This is a genomic window from Thermotoga sp. KOL6 (assembly GCF_002866025.1).
In the GTDB taxonomy this organism is placed as follows: domain Bacteria; phylum Thermotogota; class Thermotogae; order Thermotogales; family Thermotogaceae; genus Thermotoga.
Window position 1 is genome coordinate 97,010 of record NZ_LNDE01000004.1, and the last position, 23,998, is coordinate 121,007.

Genomic DNA, 23,998 nt, shown 5'->3' on the forward strand with positions numbered 1-23,998 from the left:
TTTAGTATTGCCTTACTGGAAAAGTCTGTCAACCTTCTAAAACAAATTGTAAAATAAATGATACCATTTGATTTGTGAAAGACAGCAAGGAGGTGACTCAAGTGTATCTATTGATCGATGTGGGGAACACTCATTCGGTTTTTGCCATTACGGAGGATGGAAGGAGTTTTAAAAAATGGAGACTCTCAACCGGTGTATTTCAAACAGAAGATGAGCTTTTTGCCCATTTATTCCCACTGATGGGAAAGTTTTTGGAAAGAACGAAAGGGATAGGTGTAGCTTCGGTCGTGCCTACCCAGAACGTGGTTATAGAAAGATTTTCTCAGAAGTTCTTTGGAATGGTACCTGTTTGGGTGAAAGCAAAGGATGGAAAGATAAAGTGGAACGTGAAAAATCCTTCAGAAATAGGTGCTGATAGAGTAGCAAATGTAGTAGCTTTGGTAAAAGAGTACGGAAACAGTGGCATCATAATAGACATGGGAACAGCCACAACAGTGGATCTGGTTGTTGAAGCTTCTTACGAGGGAGGGGCTATTCTTCCAGGTCTTTTCATGATGATTCATGCACTTTTCAGAGGAACTGCTAAACTTCCCCTTGTTGAAATAAAACCAACCGATCTTATCTCTGGAAAGGATACTGAGGAGAATATTCAGCTCGGAGTAGTGAACGGGAGTGTCTATGCTTTGGAAGGGATTGTGTCCAGGATGAAAAGAATATACGGGGATATGCCTGTGGTGCTTACCGGTGGGCAATCGAAAATTGTTAAAGAGATTCTTAAACACGAGGTTCATGATGAAGATTTGACAATTAAGGGGGTGTTCTATTGTTGCTTCGGAGAAGAATGAGAGTGCTTCTTGTGAATCCTTGGATACACGACTTTGCAGCGTACGACTTCTGGCTCAAACCTCTCGGCCTTCTGTACGTTGCCCGCGCCATGGAGAAGATGGGGTACGAGGTACATTTGATAGACCTTTTGAACAGACACGATCCAGAATTAAATCGATTCACAAAGGTCCCGAGAGATAAAAAATTCGGTACAGGAAAGTTCCCGAGTGAGATAATAGAAAAGCCCAAAATTCTTCATTTTGTACCAAGGAAGTACAAAAGATACGGTGCTCCTCCGAGGTACCTAGAATGGAAACTCGATCAAATTGGAAAGATCGATTTGATAATGGTTACTTCCACTTTGAGTTATTGGTACCCAGGTGTATGGTCTACAATAGAGTTTCTTAAATCCCGATACAATGTTCCAATAGTATTGGGTGGGGTTTATACAAGGCTATTTCCAAAGCATGCAACCCGAAGCGGTGCCAGAGTGTTTTCCTTTGGAGATCTCATTTTTTTGCCCAAATTTCTTGAAAAGATGGGATTCCCTTCGAAAAAAATACCAGAAGATTGGTTCGAGGTTTTCGATCCCATGTACGAACTTTACGAAAGAGTTGGATACTTGGTTTTCATCACAACGTTGGGCTGTCCCTTCAAATGTTCTTACTGTGCCGTCCACAAACTTTGGAAAGGACTCAGAGTGAGAAGTCCAGAAAAAGTGGTGGAAACTCTCGAAAAATACCTGGATACCTTCAGAGTGAAGGACGTGACTTTTTTTGATGATGCCATACTTGTTTCAAAACGTTTTAAAGAACTGCTCAAATTCATAATCGGGAGGAAGTGGAATGTGAGATTTCATTTACCAAATGGTATACATGCAAGACTTATCGATGAAGAAACAGCCTTTCTTTTGAAAGAGGCGAACTTCAAAACCATAAAGCTTGGATACGAGACCACAGGAAGGCTCCAAAAAGAAACGGGTGGAAAAGTATATGACAAAGATTTAATCCGTGCTGCTAGGATTTTAAGAAAAGTGGGCTTCACGGCCGAAGAAGTTTCGGCTTACATTATGGTAAACATGCCAGGTCAAACGAAAAAAGACGTCTTGGAAGCCGTGAAAGTGTGTTTGAACGAAGGCATAGGTGTTTCTGTGAATGAGTATACTCCCATTCCTGGAACGGTAGATTGGCAAAAATTGATAGAAAGAGGAATGATAGATCCAAACACGGATCCTGTTCTTTTGAACAACACTGTACTTCCCTTTTGGTGGAGATATGGAATGAGTGCAGAGGAGATTCAGGAAATAAAGCGCATCGTTCAGGAACTGAAAATCAAAAGTTCTGGGGCATACAAAGAATCTCTACAATCCTAAGATCGAAAAGATTAGAAGAGTTTGCAGGTTTAATGACCACGGCAGAATCGAGACCACTTCCTGTTCCACCACATGCCACTATCAGTTCTGCTGTTTTCACAAGACCGGCGTCTGCAGCCATCAAAGAAATCTCGACGGCCACTTTCACTCCTTCGCTGAACATTCTTAGGGTGTTTGCGATGATCTCGAGAGGATAAATTCCTCCGAATTTTTTCCTCAAACACCTTTCTCCTGCGGAAAGGGCGTGAGTAGCTGTCAATACTCTGTGTCCCCTTTCTTCTAACAGCTTCTTTATACCTTCGTCGAATTCCTGAATGTCTGGTTCTTCAAATCCTGTATGATGTGTGATAGTAACTATCTTCAGGTCATCTGGTGCTATGTCAAGAGCTATTTTTGCACTGCGTCCTGTAGTAGAAGCTACTAATATCTTTTTCGAAGGAAGAGTCGCAGCCTTTTTGACAGCGATTTCTAAAGTCTCTCTGGTGTTCTTTTCTCCCGGTTTTTTGAACAATATCACATTATCATCCTCCTTCTCTCAGAAATCTTTTCCATATCTCCAAAGAAACGATCGGATCCACCGCATTCATGTTAGAAAGAAGTTCTATTTGATACTTATAACTCATAACTTTCAAAACTTTCACAATTTTTTCTGAACTGATTTTTCTATCGTTCAGAAGTTTCACAAGTTCCTCATAATCGATGTATTTTATTGTATTTTCGTCGATAATAAGCTTTTGATCAACCTCTTTTCCTTCTTCGAACGTGAGAACACCTTTGAATTTTCCCCAATTCATCACGATATTTTTCCAAACGGGGGCGCAATCTCTTCCACCCAAAAGCTCTTTACCATCCTTCACCAAGGCCAAAATGTATTCATCATCCCCTCCTATGAACCACGCGTTGTTTTCGGCTGTTCCAGTTTTTCCGGCAATGATCTTTCCAGAAATTCTAGCTCGAACACCAGTTCCTCTTTCTACTACTTCCTTCATGATCCACTTCATAATACCACTCGCTTCTTGAGGAGTTCGTACAAAGGCAGGAACCGTGGAGACTACCTTTGGAGAACCCGAGTAAACAACTCTGCTGTTCCTATCTTCTATTCTATCAATCATATAGGGTTCCAAAACTATTCCACCATTAAAAATTGCAGCGAATACTTTCACCAGTTCTTCAGGAGAGGTCTCAACCGTTCCAAGAGAAGCAGTTAGATCGTCCGGATATCTGGATCTCAACTTCAGATTCTCTATAATGAAAGTTTTAACGTTCTCGGGCTGTATGTGAGAATAGAGAAGAACCGAGGGAATATTACGAGAATCCACCAAAGCTTCTTTAAAACTCACTATCCCTCTATAATCTTTTTCGAAGTTTTCCGGTTTCCAATCGTCAATTTTTATAGGAAGATCCAAGAGAAGATCTGTAGGATTTACTCCTTTTAACAGGGCGTAGTAGTAGTACAGGGGTTTTATAGCGGATCCCACTTGTCTCCAACCTGTTCCATACTGGATTCCAACACCACGGAATGCCACTATCTCGCCCGTTTTTGTCTTTATTCCAACAAAAGCAGTCTTTACATCTTGGATATTTCTGAAAACCAGTTCCTGAAGTTCTCTATCGAGTGTGAGGAAAACCTTGTATCCGTGTCTGAGTTCATCCAACGAAAAACCTATATTTTGCGCTTCTCTAACAATCCTCCAGAAAAGCTCTTCATCTACCGTGATCTGACACGGATGAAACTCCAGCTTTTCCAGTTCTGAAACGTATCGTTTGTATTCTGTTTTACCAATTTTGCCTTCTGATAACATTCTGTCCAGGACCACTTTAGCCCTTTTTTTCGAAAGATCCGGATTTTTCAGAGGATTGAAATTTTCTGGAGATTTTATCAGAGCTACCAAGATGGCCATTTCTGAAACCGAGAGTTCTGAGAGATCTTTTCCAAAGTAGTAATGAGCTGCCGTTTGGAACCCGTATATTCCATTTCCCATGTAAACAGAGTTTATGTACATCTCAAGGATTTCATCTTTTGTTCTTATGCGTTCGAGCCACAACGCTATGAATATTTCTTTCAACTTTCTTATTACGGATTTGTCCATAGAGAGATAGAGAGATCTGGCGAGCTGTTGAGTCAGAGTACTTCCGCCCTGTGAGAAACTCATCGTCTTTATGTCGACTATTATTGCCCTTAAGAATCCTTTCAAATCGAAGCCTGGATGTTCGTAAAAGTCCTCGTCCTCAGAGGTGAGGAGCATCTCTATGAACGTTTCTGGCACGTGCGAGAGATCTATCCACATGTTTCTGGATATAAAGAGAGGCGTTCCGTCGTTGTAGTACACCCTGAGAGTTGGAATGAGCCTTTTTTCAGGTGGAGGAAGATCTTTGGTGAAGAGAAAGTAAAGACTCCAGAAAACAGAAAAAGTAAAAGCGAATGCGATCAAGAAAGATAAAATGAATTTCTTCATTGTTTACCTCTCTCCAGATCTATCAAAAATTTCTTCCACTCAAGTCCAGCGCTGAATCCCCCAAGTCCACTTTTTGAAACCACACGATGGCATGGTATGTAAATTGGAAGAGGATTCTTTGCGAGGGCTTGACCAACAGCTCTGGGGGATGTGTTGAGCTTTGCGGCGATTTCCTTGTAGGTCCTCGTCTGGCCATACGGTATCTTTCTGACTTCTGCCCAAACTCTCTTTTGGAAGGGAGTTCCTTTTATTTCTACTGGGAAGGTGAAATCCTTTCTTTTACCAAGGAAATATTCCTCTATTTCGCGCTTTACGTTCTCTGGACAGATGAATTCGTCGGTTCCTAATTTTATCTCCACAACTTTTCCATTTTCAACCCGAACAGAGATTTTTCCTGGAGTATCCTTCATGAAAAATCCACACCTCCCCTGATAGAATTATATCAGGCTCGTCTTGAAAAGGGGGCATCTTTCAATGATTTGCATATTTGCGAACGGACTCTATGAAGGAGAATTGGATTTCTCATGCTGCGAAAAGATAGTGGCGGTGGACGGTGGGGCAAATTTTCTGAGATTGAGGAAAATAATCCCGGACTTTTTCATAGGTGACGCAGATTCCGTAGAGAACGAAACGATGGATTGGCTGAGGAAAAACAATGTTGAGATGAAGCTTTATCCAAGCGAAAAAGACGAGATAGACCTTGAACTTGCTCTTGAATTTTTCAAAGACGAAGAGAAGATTGTTTTCGGATGGCAAGGTGAACGATTGGATATGATTCTCGCGCTCTTTTATCTTTTGAAAAGGTTCAAAAACACCGTTCTCGAATCTGAAAATCTGACAGTTGGCTATGTGGAAGGAAGAATGATTCTTCGAGCTCGGGTTGGAGAGAAATGGTCTATACTCCCACTCGGGGGAGATGCAACAGGAGTGACTTTGAAGGGTTTTAAATACACCTTAAAAGACGCGAAGATGCCAATTTTGAAACCTTATGGTGTGAGTAACGTGGCTATTAGTAATGAAGTTGAGATAGAAGTGAGAGAAGGAGGTGTGATTTACTTCAGATGGAAGAAAGAACCCTCGTAATATTAGGTGCAACTGGTTCCATTGGGACTCAAACTCTCGACGTATTGAGAAAGACAAGTGGTATTCGTCTCGTGGGTATATCGTTTCACAGAAATGTAGAACTGGCAAAAAGAATTGTAGAGGAATTTCAAGTGGAGAACGTAGCGGTCACGGGCGATGTTCGAGTGGAGAGCGATTTTGCGAAAAAGATATGGAAAGGGCACGATTCCATTGGAGAAATGCTCGAGAGTCTGAAACCCGATATCACAATGGTAGCTGTTTCAGGTTTCAGCGGATTGAGGGCCGTTCTTTTTTCTATTCGTTATTCACGGAGAGTGTGTCTTGCAAACAAAGAGTCTCTCGTCTGCGGTGGATTCCTTGTTAGGAGAAGTTTGAAAAAAACAAATACTGAGCTGATACCAGTTGACAGTGAGCACAATGCTATATTTCAGATTTTAGAATCAGACGTCCAAAAGATAATTCTTACTGCCTCAGGAGGTGCTCTCAGAGATTGGAACGTTGAAGATATGGAGAGTGCTACTCCGGAAGATGTGTTGAAACACCCTGTGTGGAAAATGGGAGCCCGAATCACCGTAGATTCAGCAACGATGGTGAATAAAACATTCGAAGTTCTAGAGGCTATGGAACTTTTCGATTTGCCTTTTGAAAAAGTAGATGTCAAAATACACAGAGAAGGATTGGTCCATGGAGTTGTTATCCTACCGGACGGAAACGTGAAAATTGTTATTTCACCACCCGATATGAGGATACCTATAAGTTATTCTCTATTTTATCCAAAACGTGCCAATTTAGAAACCTTCGCTGTTGAAGAGATTTCAACTCTTTCTTTCGAAGATCCTGATCCAAGAAAATATCCTGTCCTTTCTCTACTCCCCCGCATAAAAGATTCCTACGCGTTGAGAACGGTATTCAATGCAGCAGATGAGGTAGCAGTCAACGCGTTCTTGAAGGGTAAAATAAGATTCGGAGGGATATACAGAGTCATAGAGAAAACCTTGGAGGAGTTCACAAGTTTTTCGGAACCAAAAAACTTGGAAGAGATTGAGCAGATCCACGAGGAAGCGCAGAAAACAGCAGGAAGGGTGACAGAATGGTTATCGTCTATTTCATTTTAATACTCACCGGTGTAATAATGGTTCACGAATTCGGACATTATTTGTTTGCAAAGCTCTTCAAAGTAAAGGTGTTGGAATTTGCTTTAGGATTTGGTCCCAAGATATTCTCTGTTAAGGGGAAGGAAACTGTTTTTAGATTCAACGTGTTTCCTATTGGTGGATACGTAAGGATGCTTGGAGAAGAAGGCGAAGAAATAGCGGATGAGAAAGAACGTGAAAAGAGTTTCTATTCCAAACCTGCTTGGCAGAGGCTCTTGATAACGTTTGCGGGTCCTTTGTTTTCGATTGTAGCAGGTTACGTTCTCTTTCTCCCTATCACTCTATATTGGGGAATCACTCTTCCAGGAATAGACGAAGTCCTTCCTGGAAGTCCCGCTGAAGAGGCGGGCTTGAAGAAGGGAGATATTGTATATTCCATTAACGGTAAAATCGCTTTTGATACGACTATAATCTCTAGTGAAATTCAAAAAGGACTTCCTGTGGAAATGCTGGTGATGAGAAATGGTAGAAAAAAGCCCGTATTGATTGAACCAAGAATGTATCCAAAAACTTACGAAATAGTTTTAGAAAGTGTTGAAGGAGTCCCAAAAGGTAAGCTCGTTTCGGTTAATGGAAATCACGATATTTCGATTTTGAGGGAGTATGTGAACGAATTCGTGACTTTGGAATTTGAAAATGGCTTGGTAAAAGGTATCTTGAAGAGTTTCACCGAAATTCCAGAACGATACATGATCGGTATATCCTTTGCTGGACTTTCGCCTGTTTTCAGGGAGGATTTCTACGAAAAAGGGAATATATTGTTTAGAAAAGGAGATCGAATATTGGAAGTTGAGGGACAAAGAATAGATGGTTGGCAAGATCTGATCATTCTCTATCAGAGGTTGACACTCGGTCAGAATACTTTGATGATAAGCATTCAAGGAGACAAAATAGAATGGTGGAGAGGTCTTTCTGGGACAGTTAAAGTGCTATTCAAAAGGAATGACAAGCTCGTTGAAAAATTTGTTGATGCGAGTTCTCTGAAAACAATTCTCGAGACTCCGAACGTTTTAGAACCACAAATTCCACGGTACAAACCAAAGGACTTTTTCGAAACGGTAGGACTCTCTATAAAAGCATGTAATTACGTACTTTTCGCAACGGTTGCTTCTTTAAAAAATTTCTTCCGAAATGTTCAAACAGGACAGATAGTCGGTGTTGTGGGTCTAGCAGGTGTTATCAGTCAAGCATCGAAAAGTGGAATGGAAGCAGTTCTTACCGTGGTGGCCATCATAACAATAAGCTTGGGAGTGTTAAATCTCTTACCTCTTCCAGCTTTGGATGGGGGAAGAATTATTTTTTCCCTTGTGGAGATGGTTACCAGAAGAAAGCTCGACCCTCGTGTCGAGAACATCATTCACTTTCTTGGTTTCATCTTCCTCATGTTGTTGTTCCTTTACATAACTTTTCTCGATATAGGAAGGTTGATGGGAATATGAGAAGGGCTGTTAAAGTTGGGAAGTTAATCATTGGGGGAAATGCTCCGGTGAGTGTTCAGTCGATGACGAACACAAAAACTTCCAACGTAGAGGAAACAATCTTTCAGATAAAGCGGTTAGAAGAGGCAGGATGTGATGTGGTTCGTGTAGCTGTTCAAGATGAAGAAGATGCTAAAGCTATTCGAAAGATAAGAGAAAGAATCAATATCCCTTTGATTGCTGATATTCAGTTTGATCATAGACTTGCCATACTTTCCATCGAAAACGGTGCGGACAAAATAAGGATAAATCCTGGGAATATGAGAAAGGATCGCTTAAAAGAGGTCGTGGCGGTAGCCAAAGAAAAAGGAGTACCCATTCGTGTGGGAGTGAATGTGGGATCATTGAGAAAGAGAACTTCTGAAAGATGGAAAGATCTCGCAGAATCTGCGCTTGAAGAAGTAAGATTACTCGAAAGTCTAGAATTTTACGATATCGTCGTGTCTGTTAAAAGCTCCGACGTTCTTGAAACGATAAAGGCGAACGAATACATTGCAGAAAAGGTAGATTACCCTATCCATTTGGGAGTGACCGAAGCGGGAGTAGCAGAAACGGCCATTGTGAAATCTTCCATTGCCATCGGCTATCTTCTTTTGAAAGGAATCGGTGATACCATTCGAATCTCCATATCGGGTGATCCTGTAAGGGAAGTGGTCGTGGGAAGAAAAATACTGATCGCTCTCGGTTTGAGAGAAGGTCCTGAAGTGATAGCTTGTCCTACTTGTGGTAGATCGGAAATCGATGTCGAAAAACTTGCAGCGATGGTTGAGGAGAATCTTTTCCACATCAAAAAGAGAGTGAAAATAGCTGTTATGGGGTGTGTTGTTAACGGTATAGGGGAAGGAAAAGATTCTGACATAGGAGTAGCCGGTTTGAAAGATGGAGCGGTCATATTCGTAAAAGGCAAGGTAAAGGAGCGGGTTCCAAAGGAGAAGATAATCGATCGATTGAAATTTTACATAGATCGATATCTTGAGGAGGTGGATTAAATGAAGATCAAAAGATGGAGTGTTCAAGATTTTCCCGTCGTGAAAGATTCGGCAACAGTGAAAGAAACTTTGCACAAAATGAGGCAATACCAAACAAACGAGTGTATTGTAATCGATGACGAGGGATATTTCAAAGGAGTTGTGAACAAAGAAGATTTAATAGATATGGACTTGTCCCTTTCAATTTCTGAAAAGGCATCCCTCCCAGACTTCTTTGTTCACGAAGATGACAACATCACACATGCTTTACTTCTGTTCTTAGAACATCAAGAACCTTATCTTCCGGTGGTTGATGAGAATTTGAAAGTTGTGGGAGCGGTGAGTTTACACGATTTTCTCGAAGCGTTGATAGAGGCTCTTGCCATAGATGTTCCGGGCATTCGGTTCTCGGTGATTTTGGAAGACAAACCTGGTGAGCTAAAGAAAATAGTGGACCTGCTCTCTAGGGGAAACATAAACATTCTCTCGATTTTAACAGCAAGAGAAGTTGATGGAAGAAGAGAGGTGTTTATCAAAGTGGACACTGAGAATGAAAAGCTGCTTGCAGATCTTTTCGACACGATAGGTTTGAAAATAGAGAATTTGGAGAAAGAAGAGGGATTCTGAAAATGGAAGCGCTCCTTGGTGTGATCCAGGGATTCACCGAGTTTCTACCTGTTTCAAGCTCTGGGCATTTGTCTCTTTTCTCCTATTTGTTTCATATCGATCTTGATGCATATCGAACTGCCGTTCTTCACCTTGGTACTCTAGCTTCCGTCATTATTTTCGCATTGGATGGCATAAAGAGAAGTTTGAGAAACTGGCGAATTGTTACCAACTTGGTGATATCCACGATACCAGCCGGTGTTTTCGGTGTGTTATTTGAGAAATACATAGACGATGTGTTTTCTTCCCTCGATGTTCTTCCCGTGTTTTTTCTGATAACTGCTTTAATACTCTTGTTCACCAGAATGAGCTCTGGTGATAGATCGATGGAAAAGATGAAAACTTCAGACGCCTTTCTTGTAGGTTTAGCGCAGGTAGCAGCTCTCTTCCCAGGTATTTCAAGAAGCGGTATCACCGTTTCAACTCTTCTCCTTTTAGGATATAGAAGAGAAGACGCTCTTCAGTATTCTTTCCTTATGTCCATACCCATTGTCTTGGGAGCAGGTCTTTTGGGATTAGAAAGAACACAGATTTCATTTTTGGCACCATTTTCTGCGTTTCTATCCGGTCTAGCAGCACTGTACATTCTCTCAAGATCCGTTAAATCCGGAAAAGTGTGGCAGTTCGCCTATTACTGTCTTTTTGTGGCTATTTTCAGTTATCTTGTGAGGTGATACGAGTTGAAATTGGAGATCTTGGTTTCTGGGGGAAGCATTTTTGTACCAGAAAGGTTGAACGCACATTTTTCCACAGTTATTTATTTGGAAGAAGAGAAGAGAAAAATGTTGATAGATCCTGGTAACCTCCCATCCTTGGAAGAATTGGAAAGAAAACTTTCGAACTTGGGAGTGTCTCCTGATGAGATAACCGACGTGTTTTTTACACACGTACATCTTGATCACATCTTCAATTCTATCTTCTTCGAGAATGCAACTTTTTATGTTCATGAATCGTACAAAACAAAAAATTACCGTTCATTTGGTCCTCTTTTAGGCAAAGCTTATTCATTGGTGATTTCCTCCTGGAAAAACATCGTTTTGCTGAAAGGAGACGAAAGTCTTCTGAATGGCAAAATTCATGTATTTCATACTCCTTGGCATGCTAGGGAACACCTCTCTTTCCTTATTCATACAGATAACGAAGGGAAAGTGCTCGTAGTAGGGGATGTACTGCCTAACAGGCTTAGATACTATGATATAATCAAAGGGTACGAAGAAGGTCAGCTGAAAGATTTTCTTTCCGCTGTTGGAAACATTGATCTTCTCGTTTTTCCACACGATGCACCGTTGAAATTGGAGGTGAAGGAATGAAGGTGGCATTCGTTTCTTATGAAGTTTTCCCTTTTGCGAAAGTCGGAGGACTTGCAGACGTAGCCGGTACTCTTCCGAAATATCTAGAAAAGCAGGGAATAGAAGTTTTTGTGATTATGCCAAAGCATAAACTGGTGGAAAAAAACGCCGAGAAATTTGGTTACAAACTTGAAAAGGTAGTAAGTGAAATCGCAGTTTCTCACGTGAAAACTGATGAAAAATTCGATGTTTACGAATCTACTTTACCTGGGAGCAACGTAAAAACGTTTTTCGTAGCAAATGAATATTACTTCTCCGCCGATGAAGTATATGCTGGTCCTGATCTCGGGGAGCAATCCATATTCTTTTCTGCTGCTACGCTGGATTTGTTGAAACACTTGGATCTCAAACCTGACATAGTTCATGTAAACGACTGGCAAACTGCACTCATTCCTGTATATTTGAAAACTCTTTACAGAGATGATCCCTTTTTCTCGAAGACAGCTTCTGTCTTTACTATCCATAATCTTGGATATCAAGGTGTTTTCGACCCAAGATATCTCTCTTTTGCAGGACTACCTGATTACGTTTTCACCATTGATGGACTTGAGTTCTACGGTCAGATCAATTTCTTGAAGGGCGGAATTGTTTTCAGTGATGTGATAAACACTGTGAGTCCCACATACGCCAAAGAAATTCAAACTGAAGAGTACGGAGAAAAATTGGATGGTGTTCTCAGAATGCGAGCTAAAGATCTTTATGGAATCCTAAACGGTATAGATTACGAACTATACAATCCCGCTACGGACAAGAGAATATACGTGAATTACGACGTCAATCGTATTGAGCTCAAATGGGAAAACAAAGTAAAACTCCAGGAGGAATTGGGGCTTCCAGTAAGAAAAGAGATCGCACTTTTGGGATTGATAAGCAGGTTGGTTCCACAGAAAGGTTTAGATCTCCTGATAGATATAATGGACTATCTCACCCTTTTTGACCTGCAGATCGTGATTCTTGGCACAGGGGATGATCTCTACGAGAACGCATTGAGAAAGTTCCAAGAGAAGTATCCTGAACGAGTCTCAACGAACATAAAATTCGATGTTGATTTGGCGCAGAAGATATATGCTGGTGCAGATATTTTTCTTATGCCGAGTAGATACGAACCGTGCGGTTTGGGCCAGATGTTCAGTATGAGATATGGTACGGTTCCTGTGGTCAGGTACACAGGGGGGCTTGCAGACACCGTAAAAGAATACGATCCACAAACCTTGGAGGGAACAGGATTTGGTTTTAAAAACTACGATTCAGCTCATTTTCTGGAAGCCGTTTCCAAAGCACTTCATTTCTACTATAGGGAAAAAGACCATTGGAAGAGAATCATGGTAAATGCTATGAACGCAGATTTCTCTTGGGATAGATCGGCTAAGGAGTATGTCGAGCTCTACAAAAAAGCACTTGCCAAAGTGGGAAGATGAGGGGGAGAAGGAAATGCCGGAATTCAGAAAGGATCCTATTATAAAGAGATGGGTCATAATAGCTACAGAAAGAGCAAAGAGACCTCATGATTTCGCAAGAGTGAGAGTGGAAACACCTCAGGAAGAAGGATTTTGCCCTTTCGATTATGGAAACGAACATACGACACCACCCGAAATATTTGCTTTCAGACCTGCTGACACGGAACCCAACACTCCTGGATGGTGGGTGAGAGTTGTACCCAACAAGTTCCCAGCAGTAGATCCAAACACACCGTTGAGAAAGTATGGCAGAGGGATGTACGATGCAGCCATGGGTTTTGGTTATCATGATGTCGTCGTAGAAACGCCTGATCATAACTCACACCTGGCCGTTATGGATTACAAAAACGTTGAAGAAGTAATCTGGGCTTACAAGATCAGATACGAACAGCTCATGAAGGACAGCAGAATAAAGTATATTTTGATCTTCAAAAATCATGGAAAAGATGCTGGAGCTTCTCTCAGCCATCCTCACAGTCAGATAATTGCATTGCCTATCATGCCTAAAAGAGTTCAAGAGGAACTCGATGGATCCAAGGAATACTTCGAATACAAAGAAAGATGTCCTTTCTGTGATATTATCGATGAAGAAAAGAGGGAAAGAGAAAGAATTGTCGAAGAAAACGATCAATTCATAGCGATAGAACCCTTTGCCTCCAGATTTCCGTTTGAAACCTGGATTCTTCCAAAGAGACATATGAACAGTTTTCATTTGATTTCTGAGGATGAGGTAAGTTCTCTTGCGAAAATATTAAAAAACGTGCTTTACAGGATCTATTCGGCTCTCGACAACCCACCCTACAACTTGATAATCCATACTTCACCTACCAATCTTGAGGGGAAAGATTATTATCATTGGCATATAGAGATATTCCCAAGGCTGACAAAGGTAGCGGGTTTCGAGTGGGGAACCGGTTTCTACATAAACACGGTACCACCGGAAGACGCCGCTAAATATCTGAGAGAAGTGGTTATAGAGTGAGTTTGAATCATATAAATCTTTTATGATAAAATGCAAGTTAGAGAACTCGTGAGTAAGGAGGAATGGTAGAATGGAAATTCTAAAAGTAAGTTCGAATTCGAATCCAAACAAAGTTGCCGGGGCTATTGCCGGATCTCTTTCCAAGAGTGAAAAGGTAGAGATTCAGGCAATCGGTGCGGGAGCTGTAAATCAAGCGGTAAAGGCTCTTGCTGTTGCCAGGAGATTTTTAGAAGAATCCGGAAAGGATCTCTTCGTTGTACCAGGATTCATCGAGATAAAGATCGGGGACGATGTGAGAACGGGAATTTCCTTCAAGGTCTTTCTGGAGAACAACAAAAGTGAGGGATGAAACCGGAAATTCAAGAAATTTTGAAGGCGATGAAGGAAGATCCGAGAATTAAAACCATCGTTCTTCAGATTCTAGATATGCCTGATGAAGAGAGGGAAAAATTTCGGAAAAAGATGACATACTACTTCATGGACAAGAGATCCGAAATTGACATTGAGGCTTTCAAGTTCTTCAAGGCGGTTTTGGAAAATGTTGAGGAGCTTTCAAAATTCTTCAAACGGCGATGAAAATGTACTTTTTTGTTCCTTTGATGATTATTTCGAACACCATTAAGTCTCTTGATGTTCCTTTTTCAGCTTCTACTAAGAGATTCCCATGTAAGAAGGTTGTTTTTCCAGATGGTACGTTTCTGTAATATCCCACGAAACTTACTCGGTCGAAACTTTTCTCCTTTAATTCCGAAAGGAGCACTTTCAGTGCTCCTTCCATTTTTTTCTTATCAACCTTCGTTTCTCTTCTTACCATTATTCTCTTCAAAGCTTTTATGTTATTGTTGGAAAAAACCTTTGGCTCTAGAAGAATAAAAGAACGGATATCTGTTGAAAATAGAAAGTTTTCCGAGTGGAAGTTCGTTTCCATCTCGATGGGGCTTGAGAGATGAGATTCAACGGCCAAAATCTCGATTTCTTCAGAATGGCAAGTGATCTTTTCGTTGTTCACTACCTCTTCGACGAGTATTTCTTCTTGCCTGAAAATCTCGCTTTTAACCTTTGGTTCGTTTTTTAGTGAACAGACTGTCACTACATGATCAAAATGTTCTTCTTTCACGTCAAGTGACGGCCTAGTGAATACGATTTCACTCACCTTTGGACCTTTTAACTCTAGAAAAAAACCCTCAAACCACTTTTTGATGAGTGCTACTATTCTCCTGAGCATACATAATCCAACGCCTTGTCCAATCTCTGAAATGGTTCCAAAACATCAAAGTTTTCTAAAAGATTCATGAGTTTTTCTAATTGTTCATCGGATAATTTTCCGACAATCCTTATTGCATTACCTCTGAAAGGGAGAAATGCTTCCTCCTCGGAAATACGAAGGGGCTTTTCAAGGCGTTCTTTCTTTTCGGAAATAAGAATCAGCCTAGGATCTACTTCCAATAGTTCGGGATCACGAATGAAAATGAAGTCTGGGTTTTTCTCCATTTTTTTCATCAAAGTTTTGGCTATGAGTTCCGATTTCAGATAAACTTCGAGTGATCCTCCATACAATATTTTCTGGAGTTCGTTGGGAATTATAGGATCGGTGTACTTGAACTCCATTGGAATTCCTCTTTCATCAACTACGAGGAGTCCTCCGATAAATTTTTGATTCACCCTCTTTGACTCCAGATATGCGATCATCACGTTCTCACGTCCAAAAATAATCCTTTGTTTTCTTCTTTTAATATGGTTTTCCTTTTTCTAGTATTTGCTCGATAGTTTTGAAATTCTCTCTTTCTTTCTCCTTCTGTTGAAGTTTTCATCTTAGTTCCTTCTGTGAGGTCGCTTTCTTTGACTGATTGTTGTTCTCTTGTAAAACGTTGTATCAAATGTTGTTCCGTTATCTGTTGCATCAAAGCTTGTTGATTCAAAATTTGAGAAACATTTTGAACGGACTCTACTCCCTTTACCACAAAGCCTTGAAAATCAATCGGTCTGATCATTACCCATCACTTCCTTCTTTATTTTCAGAAGAGCCGAACTCACTATCTGAGATACACGTGATTCAGAAACACCTATGACATGGGCTATCTCTTTCAAAGACAAATCTTTTTCAAATCGCAAGGAAAGAACGAGTTTTTCTCTGTCTGAAAGTTTTTCGATAGCCTTTTTGATTTCTTCTTTTAGAAGTTCTCTGTAAGCATTCTCTTCTGGACCTTCTGTTTTTAAAATAGGTTCGTCTTCAAACGCATCTATCATCAATAACTGTCTTCGCATCATCTCATTCTTAGCTCGAACGATCTCTTTTAATTCTAATCCTGTCCTTCTGGCTATCTCTTCATCAGTTGGGAAATCTTCGTTTTCGTAGATTGCCTTCTCTACCAATTTCACGCTTTTCCTCAAATTTCTTGGCATCCAATCTATTCTCCTTAAATAATCGTACATCGCCCCTTTTATTCTCTTCATAACAAACGTTGTGAAACTAGCTTTCGAAGGATCGTATCTCTCGAAAGCAGAAAGCGCTGCAACGATACCCTCTTGTACCAGATCATCTACTTCCACATTTGGAGGAAGAGTGTGGCTTAAGTCTTCAGCAATCCTTTTGATCGTTGGAAGCAAATTTCTTATCATTCTTTCTCTGTCCCATATCAAATTTCTTTTATTTCTAATCGTTCACCACCGCCCACCTTTCTCACGAGGAGTTTTCCGGTTGATATGTTGTATTCCACACTTCTTGCTCTGTTACCTCCTGTATCTTCTGCCAGCAATTTTATTCCAAAATTTTTCAAATGCTTTTTCACAGCTTCCACGTTTCTCTGTCCTATGTTCATGCTCTTGGAATCGAACATACTGGCTCCACCGGCTATTTTAGCTTCCAACCTGTTTCTTTTTGCACCCATTTTCTCAAGCTCTTCCACCAAGATTTTCACAGCGGTATCCGCGTATTTTCCAGGTTTATCCATTCTCCCACCGCTGTCAGGGAGCATGACATGAGCCATTCCTCCTACTCCTACTACAGGATCCCTCATGCACACAGCTACACAAGAACCTAACCCAAGAGTGACTATAACACCTGGGTTTCTCATAACAGCGTATTCTCCGATTCCTATTACTTTTTTCATTCCTGAACACCCATCCTTTCGAATATCTTTTTTAGATAACCCGGTTTCGGTACCAACATTAAATACGACGTCACTGGTTCCTCGTCTTCTACTGTGAGAGAAGTCTCCACAAATATTACTTGATCATCGGTGCTTTCTCCAATTTCTTCCAGAGAAACTTCTGCGAATATCGCTGATATCATATCTACAACAAGTTGTGGAGGTAAAGTATCTATTTTAAAACCCAGAAAATCAGCGAGTGCGGAAACATAAGTCCCACACATGATATTTCCAATTTCTTGAAGGGCCGATGAAGAGAACTCATCTAGTTCCATCAAATTTTCCGGTGGTTTACCTACGAGAATTCCCAGTATTTTTTTAACCACGTTTGCACCCATTATCAAAAGAACGTTCCCTTCTAATTCACCCGCTATGGGCATTTTCACACCCACAACTATCTCTTCTGGATCTTTTGCCACGAATATTACATCGCTCAGAGGAACGACTTCCACATTAGGAACGGAAATTTCAACTTTTTTGTTCACCATATAAGAAATAGCTGTCGCAGCATTTCCTGATCCTATGTTTCCAATTTCCTTCAGTAGATCTTTCTGTCTTTCAGATATGTTCATTCGGTCTCTCCCCTTTCTTTGTTCCTCATTTCTATCTCTTTCCTGAAGACGAACGTCACCAACTTTTTTTCAAGAGAAGGGGGAACATTTAAGAACTCCACACCATACATTCTTTCCCCCGTTTCAAGCATACCAGCATCTCTCACGATTCTGGCAGGATGATCTACCAGTTTCAAATCTGTATCTAGATCTATGGTAACGTATATGATTTGCCCTGGTGTTAAAATATCATTCACGACCATCAACATTCCTCCAGCACTGAAGTCTCTTGTAACAAAACGTTTAGGTGGTTCATCTTTGGAGGAGACTCTGTAAGTTCCCTCTAAAGATATTTTTATCCTCTTGTACCGTCTCCTTTGGACTTTTCTCAATTTGTTTGGAAACAACACTTTTGTAACTGGAAAACCATCTTCGTCCCTTCCACTCTCCAAAACAGAAGTTCTGAACATGTAAATTGCGGAACTGTCTATTATTTTCACAACACACCGTGTTCCACGTGGAAGAGGGACGAGTCTTCCCTTGAAACTTGGCATAGAGAGTATCAGAATACCCCTTTCAAAATCCACATCGTGAACGCTACTCTTGTATTCCCCCTCTAAATCCTCAGGGCTGGTAACTTCAACGGAAACGTTCTGCCCGGGTCTGATGACATCATTTGCTTTTACTAACTCCGTATAATATTGCATATCTCATCACCCTATTCCCAGCATTTGTCTTATCTTGTTCAAAAATCCTCCACTTTGAACAGGTTCTTTTAATATCTTCTCTCTGAGGCCAAATATCGCGAATGCAGGTTGTGAACGCCTGTGTGATTTAACAAAAGGTTCTTGCGAGTTAACACTTCTGTGTACTACACTGTCTTCTTTTATCACAAAAGAGTGTTTTATGGTAAACCCCACGAATCTTTCAACCACTCTTTTGAGTCTATCAGCTGCCACCCTTCCTTCTTTCATGTTCTTTGCCATGTTCATGACAAGAAACACTTCTTCGGGTGTTACTCCTTTTGTTGAAAGAAGCTTTATCAATGTGTAAGTGTTTACAATGGAAGTTGGCTCTGGCGTGGTAACCAGTATCAGGAAATCAGATTGCATGTAAAAACTGTCCAGATTCTCATTGTACCCGGGAGGAAAATCTATGATCAAGTAGTCGTACTTTCTCAAAAGTCTTGAAAAGCTTTCGAAAAAACGTCTTCGATCACTCATGTTGAAAAGTAAAAGATCTTCCATGTCTATTCCTGAGCTGAGCACGTCTATACCGTATTTGGTCTCAAAAACAATATCTTCAATCTTCATGTCCGATCTAAAGAAATCTTTCAGCGTTTTAGGAGCCATGAAACCGAGGAGAATTTCTACACTTCCAAATCCAACATCCGCGTCGAACAGTAGCACGTTCATACCCTTCTCTTTCAGAGCAAGAGCAAGATTGACTGCTATAACAGATTTCCCCACACCGCCTTTTCCACTCAAAACACTCACAATATTCGGTTCACTCTTCCTGAGATGTTCCGCCTGATCTGGCATGATTCAACACCTCACCAGCAATAACTCTTGCAAGCTCAACAGAATTAGCTTCAAAAATGTCGTCTGGAACTCTTTGCCCATTGGTTACAAAAGCTATCGGCAACTCGGCGATTTCAGAAACGTTCACAAACGTACCATAAATGGATGTTTCGTCCATTTTCGTGAGAATCAAATGAGTGGGTTTCACCTGGGAGAAACGTTCTATCATCTTTTTCATATCGTCAAGTTTGTAATTCATCGATAAGACCAAGAAAGTGATATCTGGTTTCACTGCCTCCCAAAGAGCTTTTATTTCACTCATTTGAAGTTCATTTTGATGACTCCTTCCAGCTGTATCCACGAGAAGAATGTCATAACCTTTCAGAGCCATCATCTCGTATTCGGCTTCTTTTGGTGTGTAGGCAATCTTCATTGGGATATCCATTATCTCCGCGTACGTTTTCAACTGTTCAGCAGCCGCTATTCTATAAGTATCAAGTGTTAAAATTGCTACGCTTTTCTTCTCTTCTATCTTGAGTTTTGCAGCGAGTTTCGCGAGAGTAGTTGTTTTCCCCACTCCAGTGGTTCCAACAAAGAGCACCTTCGCTTTTTCGAACGCAGGTACGTTTATTCTTATGAAGTTTGAAAGTTGTTCAGAGAGTATCCTAAACGTTTCATTTGAGTAAAGATCCAAATCTCCGTATTTCATTTTCAAAAATTCTATCAATTTGTATCGAATATCCGGCAATATTTCCTGTTTTTCCATACCATAGAGTATCTTGGAGAGACCTTCTGGGAGAGATTGTCTCTTTTCCTTTATAAGGATCTGCTTTATTTCATTTATTGTTCGCTTTATCTCATCGAATTCATCTTTAATATTATCGTTCGAAGATTGGCGATTCTTTATTAAAATTTCTTGGAGTCTGTATGTGGTTTTATCTTCTATCCTTTTCTCTTCCCTCTTATCGTCTACTGCAGCTGTCACTTCAAAATACGTTTTCCTTCCTATACCCAAGAATCCTCCTTTTTTTATCCTCCGAGAACTCAGAATAACAGCATTCTCTCCGAGTTCTCTTTTTATCATCATCATGGCCTCTCTTATACTTTCGGCAACGTACTTTTTTATCTTCATAATCTCACCACGCCTTCGATTTGGAGAGTGTAATCATCTGGTATTTCATCGTAAGAGAGTACGAAGACTCCCGGCACGCTCCTCGATATATACTTGGAAAAGTAAGGTCTTATGCTTGAGGAACAAATTATTACTGGTTGATATCCCTTCTTCATCAAGTTACTCAAAGCTTCCGAAACTTTGTTCATGAGTTCTTTGGATATCTCTGGATTTAGAAGGAGTTCTCGCTCATCACCAATTTCTTTCACAGACTCTGAAAGTTTCTGTTCTAGATCTCTTTCAAGAACCACAGCGTGTATCTTGCTGTCCTCTGCCTTGACTTGAGAAGCAATCTGTCTCTTCAAGGCTTTTCTCACACTTTCAACCAAATAGTCTATATCCTTGCTCTTTTCAGCACTCTCCAGAAGTGTTTCAAAAATCGTTGGGAGGTTTCGAATTGAAACCCCTTCTTTCAAGAGTTTCTGAAGAACCCTTTTGACTTCGGCAGGTTTCAATACTTCTGGAATGAGATCCTCGACCAATTTCGGAAATTTTTCCTTCAAACCTTCTACCAACAATTCAAATTCTCTGAATCCGAGAAGTTCATCGGCGTGACGTCTCAAAACTTCTGAAAGGTGTGTAGCAAATACCGTGGGAGGATCCACAACCGTGTAACCCTTCTGCTGGGCTTCTTCTTTTCTCCATTCTTCGATCCAATACGCTTCAAGATTGAAAGCAGGTTCTTTGGTCGGTATCCCTGGTATCTTCTCAGTTGCAGTTCCTGGATTTATGGCCAACAACCTATTTGGAACTAGTTCATATCTTGCGACTTCACTACCCTTTATTTTTATGGAATACTCGTTTGGTTTGAGAAGGACGCTATCTCTAACTCTGATAGGCGAAACCACTATACCCAGCTCAAAAGCTAATTGCTTCCTGATGGAGGTGATTCTATCGAGAAGATCACCTCCCTGTGAAGGATCAGCAAAAGGGATTAGCCCGTAACCGATTTCGACCTCCACAGTGTCACTCTGTATCACCTCTGCTACCTCTTCAGGTGTCGACAAAACAGGTCTAGTTGGTTTTTCAACAGGTGAAGGACCAGCCAGTTCTTCCTGTGGAACCGCTCTCGAAGTGTAGACTGCCAGAAAAATCAGAGCCCCTCCAATCAGGGCACTGAAGAAAGGAATGGGTGTGAAAAGCCCTAGAAAGATCAGAACACCACCTGTGAGGATGAGTACCTTTGTTTCTCTAGAGAGTTCAGAAACAAGATCTTTTCCAAGATTTTCTTTCGATGCTGCTCGTGATACAATGATACCTGTTGCCGTAGATACCAGCAGGGCAGGTATCTGAGCGGCAAGCCCATCACCTACCGTGAGAATCACATACTCTTGTGCGGCTTCTCCTAAACTCATACCGTGTCTCAACATACCGATGAGAAGGCCACCGACTATGTTGATGAGGACAATAATAATGCTCGCTATTGCGTCCCCTCTTACGAATTTACTCGCTCCATCCATAGCACCATAAAAATCTGCTTCTCTTCTTATTTCCTCTCGTCTCTTTCTCGCCTCTTCTTCTGTTATCAAACCGCTGTTTAAATCCGCATCTACACTCATTTGTTTTCCAGGCATGGCATCCAATGTGAATCTCGCGGCCACCTCTGCTATCCTCTCAGCTCCTCTTGTGATGACTATGAATTGTATTATCACAAGAATCATGAAAACGATTAACCCAACAACGTAATCGCCGCGAACAACAAAATCACCGAAGGTTCGAATGACTCTTCCTTGGAATTTTGGACCTTCCAAAAGAATGAGTCTTGTCGACGCTATGTTCAAACCCAATCTGAAGAGTGTTACGACAAGGAGTAAAGTCGGAAAAGAAGACAACTCGAGTGCATTTCTGATGTACATGGTGGAAAAGAGAATGATCATGGAAAGCGTTATATTAAGGATTTGGAAGAAATCCAGCATTCTATCCGGTATAGGAAGCACCATCAAAAGAACGATAGCCACTATCAACAATGAAACAACAACATCCACATTCTTCAAATTCTCACTCCTCTTTTCGTGTAAACGTAAACGAGTATCTCTGCCACTATTTTATAGAATTCAGAAGATATTTCTTCACCTACTTCAACTTTGTAGTACAGGTCACGAGCAAGAGGAGGATTTCTCACAATAGCTACTCCGTTTTCCTTTGCAATTTCGATGATCCTCAGTGCTAAGTGATCTACTCCCTTTGCTACCACTGTGGGGGCGTTCATCGTATCTGGATCATATTTGAGGGCGACAGCAAAGTGTGTTGGGTTTGTTATCACAACATCTGCCTTCGGTACTTCTTCCATCATTCTTTTTCGTAAAATATCATACATTATTTGTCTCTGCCTTCTCTTCACTTCGGGATTTCCTTCCACTTCTTTGAGTTCATCTTTAAGTTCTTGTTTAGTCATCCGGATGCTCTTTTCATATTCCCATCTCTGGTAGAGATAGTCGAAAATAGCGAGAATGAGAAGAGCCATACCACTTTTCAATGCAATTTCAGAAGCGATATCCCAAAAGTTCAAGAACATATCTTCTATCCCCATTTCGGAAAAAAGAACCATTTCATGCCATCTATTTCTCAAAACTTGGTAAACAACGATCCCCACAATGGAGACTTTCAGAATCGCTTTCAAAAGTTCGACCAAAGATTTGAGAGAGAACAATCTTTTGAAACCTTCAACCGGATTTATTCTGTTAAGATCTGGTTTTAAAGCTTTAGGCGCAAACAAAAACCTTGTCTGTAAAGCTCCAACCAAAACTCCCGAAGCCATTATGAACAGGATGAGGCCACCCATCATCATGAATATCTTTTTGAATTGTTCCAAAGCTACCATGAGAATATCGTTTGTCCTCTCGAATGCGAAAAACACTTGGATATCTTGAGCGATCTCATTTGTAGCACGGAATCCGAATACCTTCAAGACGACAGCGAAAGCAAGGAAGGTAATAGCCATATTGAGTTCCCGTGAAGTAGGAACTCTTCCTTCTTCTCTTACTTTTCTTCTTTTTCTTGGTGTGGCACGCTCTGTTCTCTCTGCTTCAGCAAATAGGAGCGGTATTATTTCCCAAGAAGTTCTTGAATAGCATTCAAGGTAAGACTTGAAACTCTTTGAGCCATTTCTGCCCATATAGGAAGCATCCCCAAAATCAATATAACACCGACTATCACTTTCAAAGGCAACCCAACCATGAAAACGTTCATTTGAGGTATCAACCTCGACACGATTCCAAGGACAATGCTTATAATGAGCATGAAAGCGATGACAGGAGCACCTATTTTAAGAATCATAACGAAAAACTCACCAGATCTTCCCACAATGTAGGCGAAAAAATCGCTCTTCAAATTTACGAGATCTATTGGGAAAACTCTCAACGAATCTCTGAGACCCTCGAATATCAACAGTGGGCCTTTTATCAAGACGAAAACAGTAAGAGCTAAAAAGTAAAGTAAACCTCCCGTAGGATTAGTTTGTTCTTCACCGAGTGCAAAGACTTCCTCCATACCAAAGCCTATTTGAAATCCAAACACATAGCCAGCACCGTTGAACACTTGAAGAAACAAATAGACAATGAATCCAAGTCCCATTCCTACTAAAAAGTTGAAAACCACGTTCAAAGTGAATCCCAACACGGGCGTATCGAGTGGAAGTTCGATATCCGATGAATAAAGTGTCAGCCAGCTTGTGAACAATGCAAGAAATACTTTTACGATAACAGGAAACGCCCTTTCCGAAAAAAAGGGAGCGATTACGAAAAAGCCTGTAAATCTTACGAACAGACACATCCAAGCCAAAAATTTTTCTTCAAGAAAGATGAAAAACTGATCCAAT

Annotated in this window: 28 protein-coding genes; 13 read left to right on the plus strand and 15 right to left on the minus strand. The window is 40.8% G+C overall.

Annotated features, from left to right (window positions below; translation table 11 throughout):
* Positions 1-101: 101 nt before the first annotated feature.
* Positions 102-845, plus strand: a complete 744-nt coding sequence (locus AS005_RS08390) for a type III pantothenate kinase (protein ID WP_101511259.1) — start codon at positions 102-104, stop codon at positions 843-845.
* Positions 842-2,197: a radical SAM protein gene (locus tag AS005_RS08395; protein ID WP_101511297.1), complete on the plus strand. Its 1,356-nt coding sequence runs from the start codon at positions 842-844 to the stop codon at positions 2,195-2,197. The genes AS005_RS08390 and AS005_RS08395 overlap by 4 nt, the downstream gene beginning before the upstream one ends.
* On the opposite strand, the gene AS005_RS08400 is transcribed toward AS005_RS08395, so the two are convergent.
* The 3 genes from AS005_RS08400 to AS005_RS08410 are packed head-to-tail and all read right to left on the minus strand — an operon-like array spanning position 2,157 to position 5,063.
* Positions 2,157-2,714: a pyruvate kinase alpha/beta domain-containing protein gene (locus AS005_RS08400; protein WP_101511260.1), complete on the minus strand. Its 558-nt coding sequence runs from the start codon at positions 2,712-2,714 to the stop codon at positions 2,157-2,159. The genes AS005_RS08395 and AS005_RS08400 overlap by 41 nt on opposite strands.
* Before the next feature lie 4 nt (positions 2,715-2,718).
* Complete coding sequence (locus AS005_RS08405; protein ID WP_101511261.1) at positions 2,719-4,653, minus strand: transglycosylase domain-containing protein; 1,935 nt, start codon at positions 4,651-4,653, stop codon at positions 2,719-2,721.
* Positions 4,650-5,063, minus strand: coding sequence for a methylated-DNA--[protein]-cysteine S-methyltransferase (locus AS005_RS08410; protein ID WP_101511262.1), 414 nt, complete (start codon positions 5,061-5,063; stop codon positions 4,650-4,652). The genes AS005_RS08405 and AS005_RS08410 overlap by 4 nt, the downstream gene beginning before the upstream one ends.
* Before the next feature lie 64 nt (positions 5,064-5,127).
* Between AS005_RS08410 and AS005_RS08415 the strand changes: the two genes are divergently transcribed.
* From AS005_RS08415 to AS005_RS08465, 11 genes are all read left to right on the plus strand, one after another.
* Positions 5,128-5,736: a thiamine diphosphokinase gene (locus AS005_RS08415; protein ID WP_101511263.1), complete on the plus strand. Its 609-nt coding sequence runs from the start codon at positions 5,128-5,130 to the stop codon at positions 5,734-5,736.
* Entirely contained in the window at positions 5,715-6,851 is a 1,137-nt protein-coding gene (dxr, locus tag AS005_RS08420) for a 1-deoxy-D-xylulose-5-phosphate reductoisomerase (RefSeq protein WP_101511264.1), read from the plus strand. Before AS005_RS08415 ends, dxr begins: the two co-directional genes overlap by 22 nt.
* Positions 6,827-8,329, plus strand: coding sequence for an RIP metalloprotease (locus AS005_RS08425; protein ID WP_101511265.1), 1,503 nt, complete (start codon positions 6,827-6,829; stop codon positions 8,327-8,329). Before dxr ends, AS005_RS08425 begins: the two co-directional genes overlap by 25 nt.
* Positions 8,326-9,357: a flavodoxin-dependent (E)-4-hydroxy-3-methylbut-2-enyl-diphosphate synthase gene (gene ispG, locus AS005_RS08430; protein WP_101511266.1), complete on the plus strand. Its 1,032-nt coding sequence runs from the start codon at positions 8,326-8,328 to the stop codon at positions 9,355-9,357. Before AS005_RS08425 ends, ispG begins: the two co-directional genes overlap by 4 nt.
* Complete coding sequence (locus AS005_RS08435; RefSeq protein ID WP_101511267.1) at positions 9,358-9,963, plus strand: CBS domain-containing protein; 606 nt, start codon at positions 9,358-9,360, stop codon at positions 9,961-9,963.
* A 2-nt stretch (positions 9,964-9,965) separates the two neighbouring features.
* Complete coding sequence (locus AS005_RS08440) at positions 9,966-10,676, plus strand: undecaprenyl-diphosphate phosphatase (protein WP_101511268.1); 711 nt, start codon at positions 9,966-9,968, stop codon at positions 10,674-10,676.
* A gap of 6 nt (positions 10,677-10,682) precedes the next feature.
* Positions 10,683-11,312 (plus strand): MBL fold metallo-hydrolase, encoded by a 630-nt coding sequence (locus AS005_RS08445; protein WP_101511269.1) that lies wholly within the window; start codon positions 10,683-10,685, stop codon positions 11,310-11,312.
* A complete protein-coding gene (locus AS005_RS08450) occupies positions 11,309-12,769 on the plus strand; it encodes a glycogen synthase (RefSeq protein ID WP_101511270.1) in 1,461 nt (486 codons plus the stop codon). The genes AS005_RS08445 and AS005_RS08450 overlap by 4 nt, the downstream gene beginning before the upstream one ends.
* Positions 12,770-12,782: 13 nt before the next feature.
* The gene (gene galT / locus AS005_RS08455) at positions 12,783-13,790 is read left to right on the plus strand and encodes a galactose-1-phosphate uridylyltransferase (protein ID WP_101511271.1); all 1,008 of its coding nucleotides are present in this window, start codon (positions 12,783-12,785) and stop codon (positions 13,788-13,790) included.
* A 70-nt stretch (positions 13,791-13,860) separates the two neighbouring features.
* Positions 13,861-14,139 (plus strand): stage V sporulation protein S, encoded by a 279-nt coding sequence (locus tag AS005_RS08460; RefSeq protein ID WP_101511272.1) that lies wholly within the window; start codon positions 13,861-13,863, stop codon positions 14,137-14,139.
* Entirely contained in the window at positions 14,136-14,366 is a 231-nt protein-coding gene (locus tag AS005_RS08465) for a hypothetical protein (protein WP_101511273.1), read from the plus strand. The genes AS005_RS08460 and AS005_RS08465 overlap by 4 nt, the downstream gene beginning before the upstream one ends.
* Here the strand turns inward: AS005_RS08465 and AS005_RS08470 are convergent.
* Genes AS005_RS08470 through fliR form a run of 12 tightly spaced genes read right to left on the minus strand, consistent with a single transcriptional unit; the run spans position 14,353 to position 23,997 of the window.
* Positions 14,353-15,015, minus strand: coding sequence for a hypothetical protein (locus AS005_RS08470; protein ID WP_101511274.1), 663 nt, complete (start codon positions 15,013-15,015; stop codon positions 14,353-14,355). The genes AS005_RS08465 and AS005_RS08470 overlap by 14 nt on opposite strands.
* Positions 15,000-15,452 (minus strand): hypothetical protein, encoded by a 453-nt coding sequence (locus AS005_RS08475; protein WP_233186299.1) that lies wholly within the window; start codon positions 15,450-15,452, stop codon positions 15,000-15,002. Before AS005_RS08475 ends, AS005_RS08470 begins: the two co-directional genes overlap by 16 nt.
* Before the next feature lie 26 nt (positions 15,453-15,478).
* Positions 15,479-15,781: a hypothetical protein gene (locus AS005_RS08480; protein WP_101511276.1), complete on the minus strand. Its 303-nt coding sequence runs from the start codon at positions 15,779-15,781 to the stop codon at positions 15,479-15,481.
* On the minus strand, positions 15,765-16,409 hold the full coding sequence (locus tag AS005_RS08485; protein ID WP_233186300.1) for a FliA/WhiG family RNA polymerase sigma factor: 645 nt from the start codon (positions 16,407-16,409) through the stop codon (positions 15,765-15,767). The genes AS005_RS08480 and AS005_RS08485 overlap by 17 nt, the downstream gene beginning before the upstream one ends.
* Positions 16,410-16,426: 17 nt before the next feature.
* On the minus strand, positions 16,427-16,900 hold the full coding sequence (gene cheD / locus AS005_RS08490; RefSeq protein ID WP_101511277.1) for a chemoreceptor glutamine deamidase/glutamate methylesterase CheD: 474 nt from the start codon (positions 16,898-16,900) through the stop codon (positions 16,427-16,429).
* Entirely contained in the window at positions 16,897-17,511 is a 615-nt protein-coding gene (gene cheC, locus AS005_RS08495) for a CheY-P phosphatase CheC (protein WP_101511278.1), read from the minus strand. Before cheC ends, cheD begins: the two co-directional genes overlap by 4 nt.
* On the minus strand, positions 17,508-18,197 hold the full coding sequence (locus AS005_RS08500; protein WP_101511279.1) for a flagellar brake protein: 690 nt from the start codon (positions 18,195-18,197) through the stop codon (positions 17,508-17,510). The genes cheC and AS005_RS08500 overlap by 4 nt, the downstream gene beginning before the upstream one ends.
* A 6-nt stretch (positions 18,198-18,203) precedes the next feature.
* Positions 18,204-19,031, minus strand: a complete 828-nt coding sequence (locus AS005_RS08505; protein ID WP_101511280.1) for a MinD/ParA family protein — start codon at positions 19,029-19,031, stop codon at positions 18,204-18,206.
* Complete coding sequence (gene flhF / locus AS005_RS08510) at positions 18,997-20,142, minus strand: flagellar biosynthesis protein FlhF (protein ID WP_101511281.1); 1,146 nt, start codon at positions 20,140-20,142, stop codon at positions 18,997-18,999. The genes AS005_RS08505 and flhF overlap by 35 nt, the downstream gene beginning before the upstream one ends.
* The gene (gene flhA, locus AS005_RS08515) at positions 20,139-22,175 is read right to left on the minus strand and encodes a flagellar biosynthesis protein FlhA (protein WP_101511282.1); all 2,037 of its coding nucleotides are present in this window, start codon (positions 22,173-22,175) and stop codon (positions 20,139-20,141) included. Before flhA ends, flhF begins: the two co-directional genes overlap by 4 nt.
* On the minus strand, positions 22,172-23,296 hold the full coding sequence (gene flhB / locus AS005_RS08520; RefSeq protein ID WP_101511283.1) for a flagellar biosynthesis protein FlhB: 1,125 nt from the start codon (positions 23,294-23,296) through the stop codon (positions 22,172-22,174). The genes flhA and flhB overlap by 4 nt, the downstream gene beginning before the upstream one ends.
* Positions 23,227-23,997 carry a flagellar biosynthetic protein FliR gene (gene fliR / locus AS005_RS08525; protein WP_199203894.1) on the minus strand — a complete coding sequence of 257 codons (771 nt, stop codon included), beginning with the start codon at positions 23,995-23,997 and terminating at the stop codon, positions 23,227-23,229. Before fliR ends, flhB begins: the two co-directional genes overlap by 70 nt.
* Between the last annotated feature and the right edge of the window lies 1 nt (position 23,998).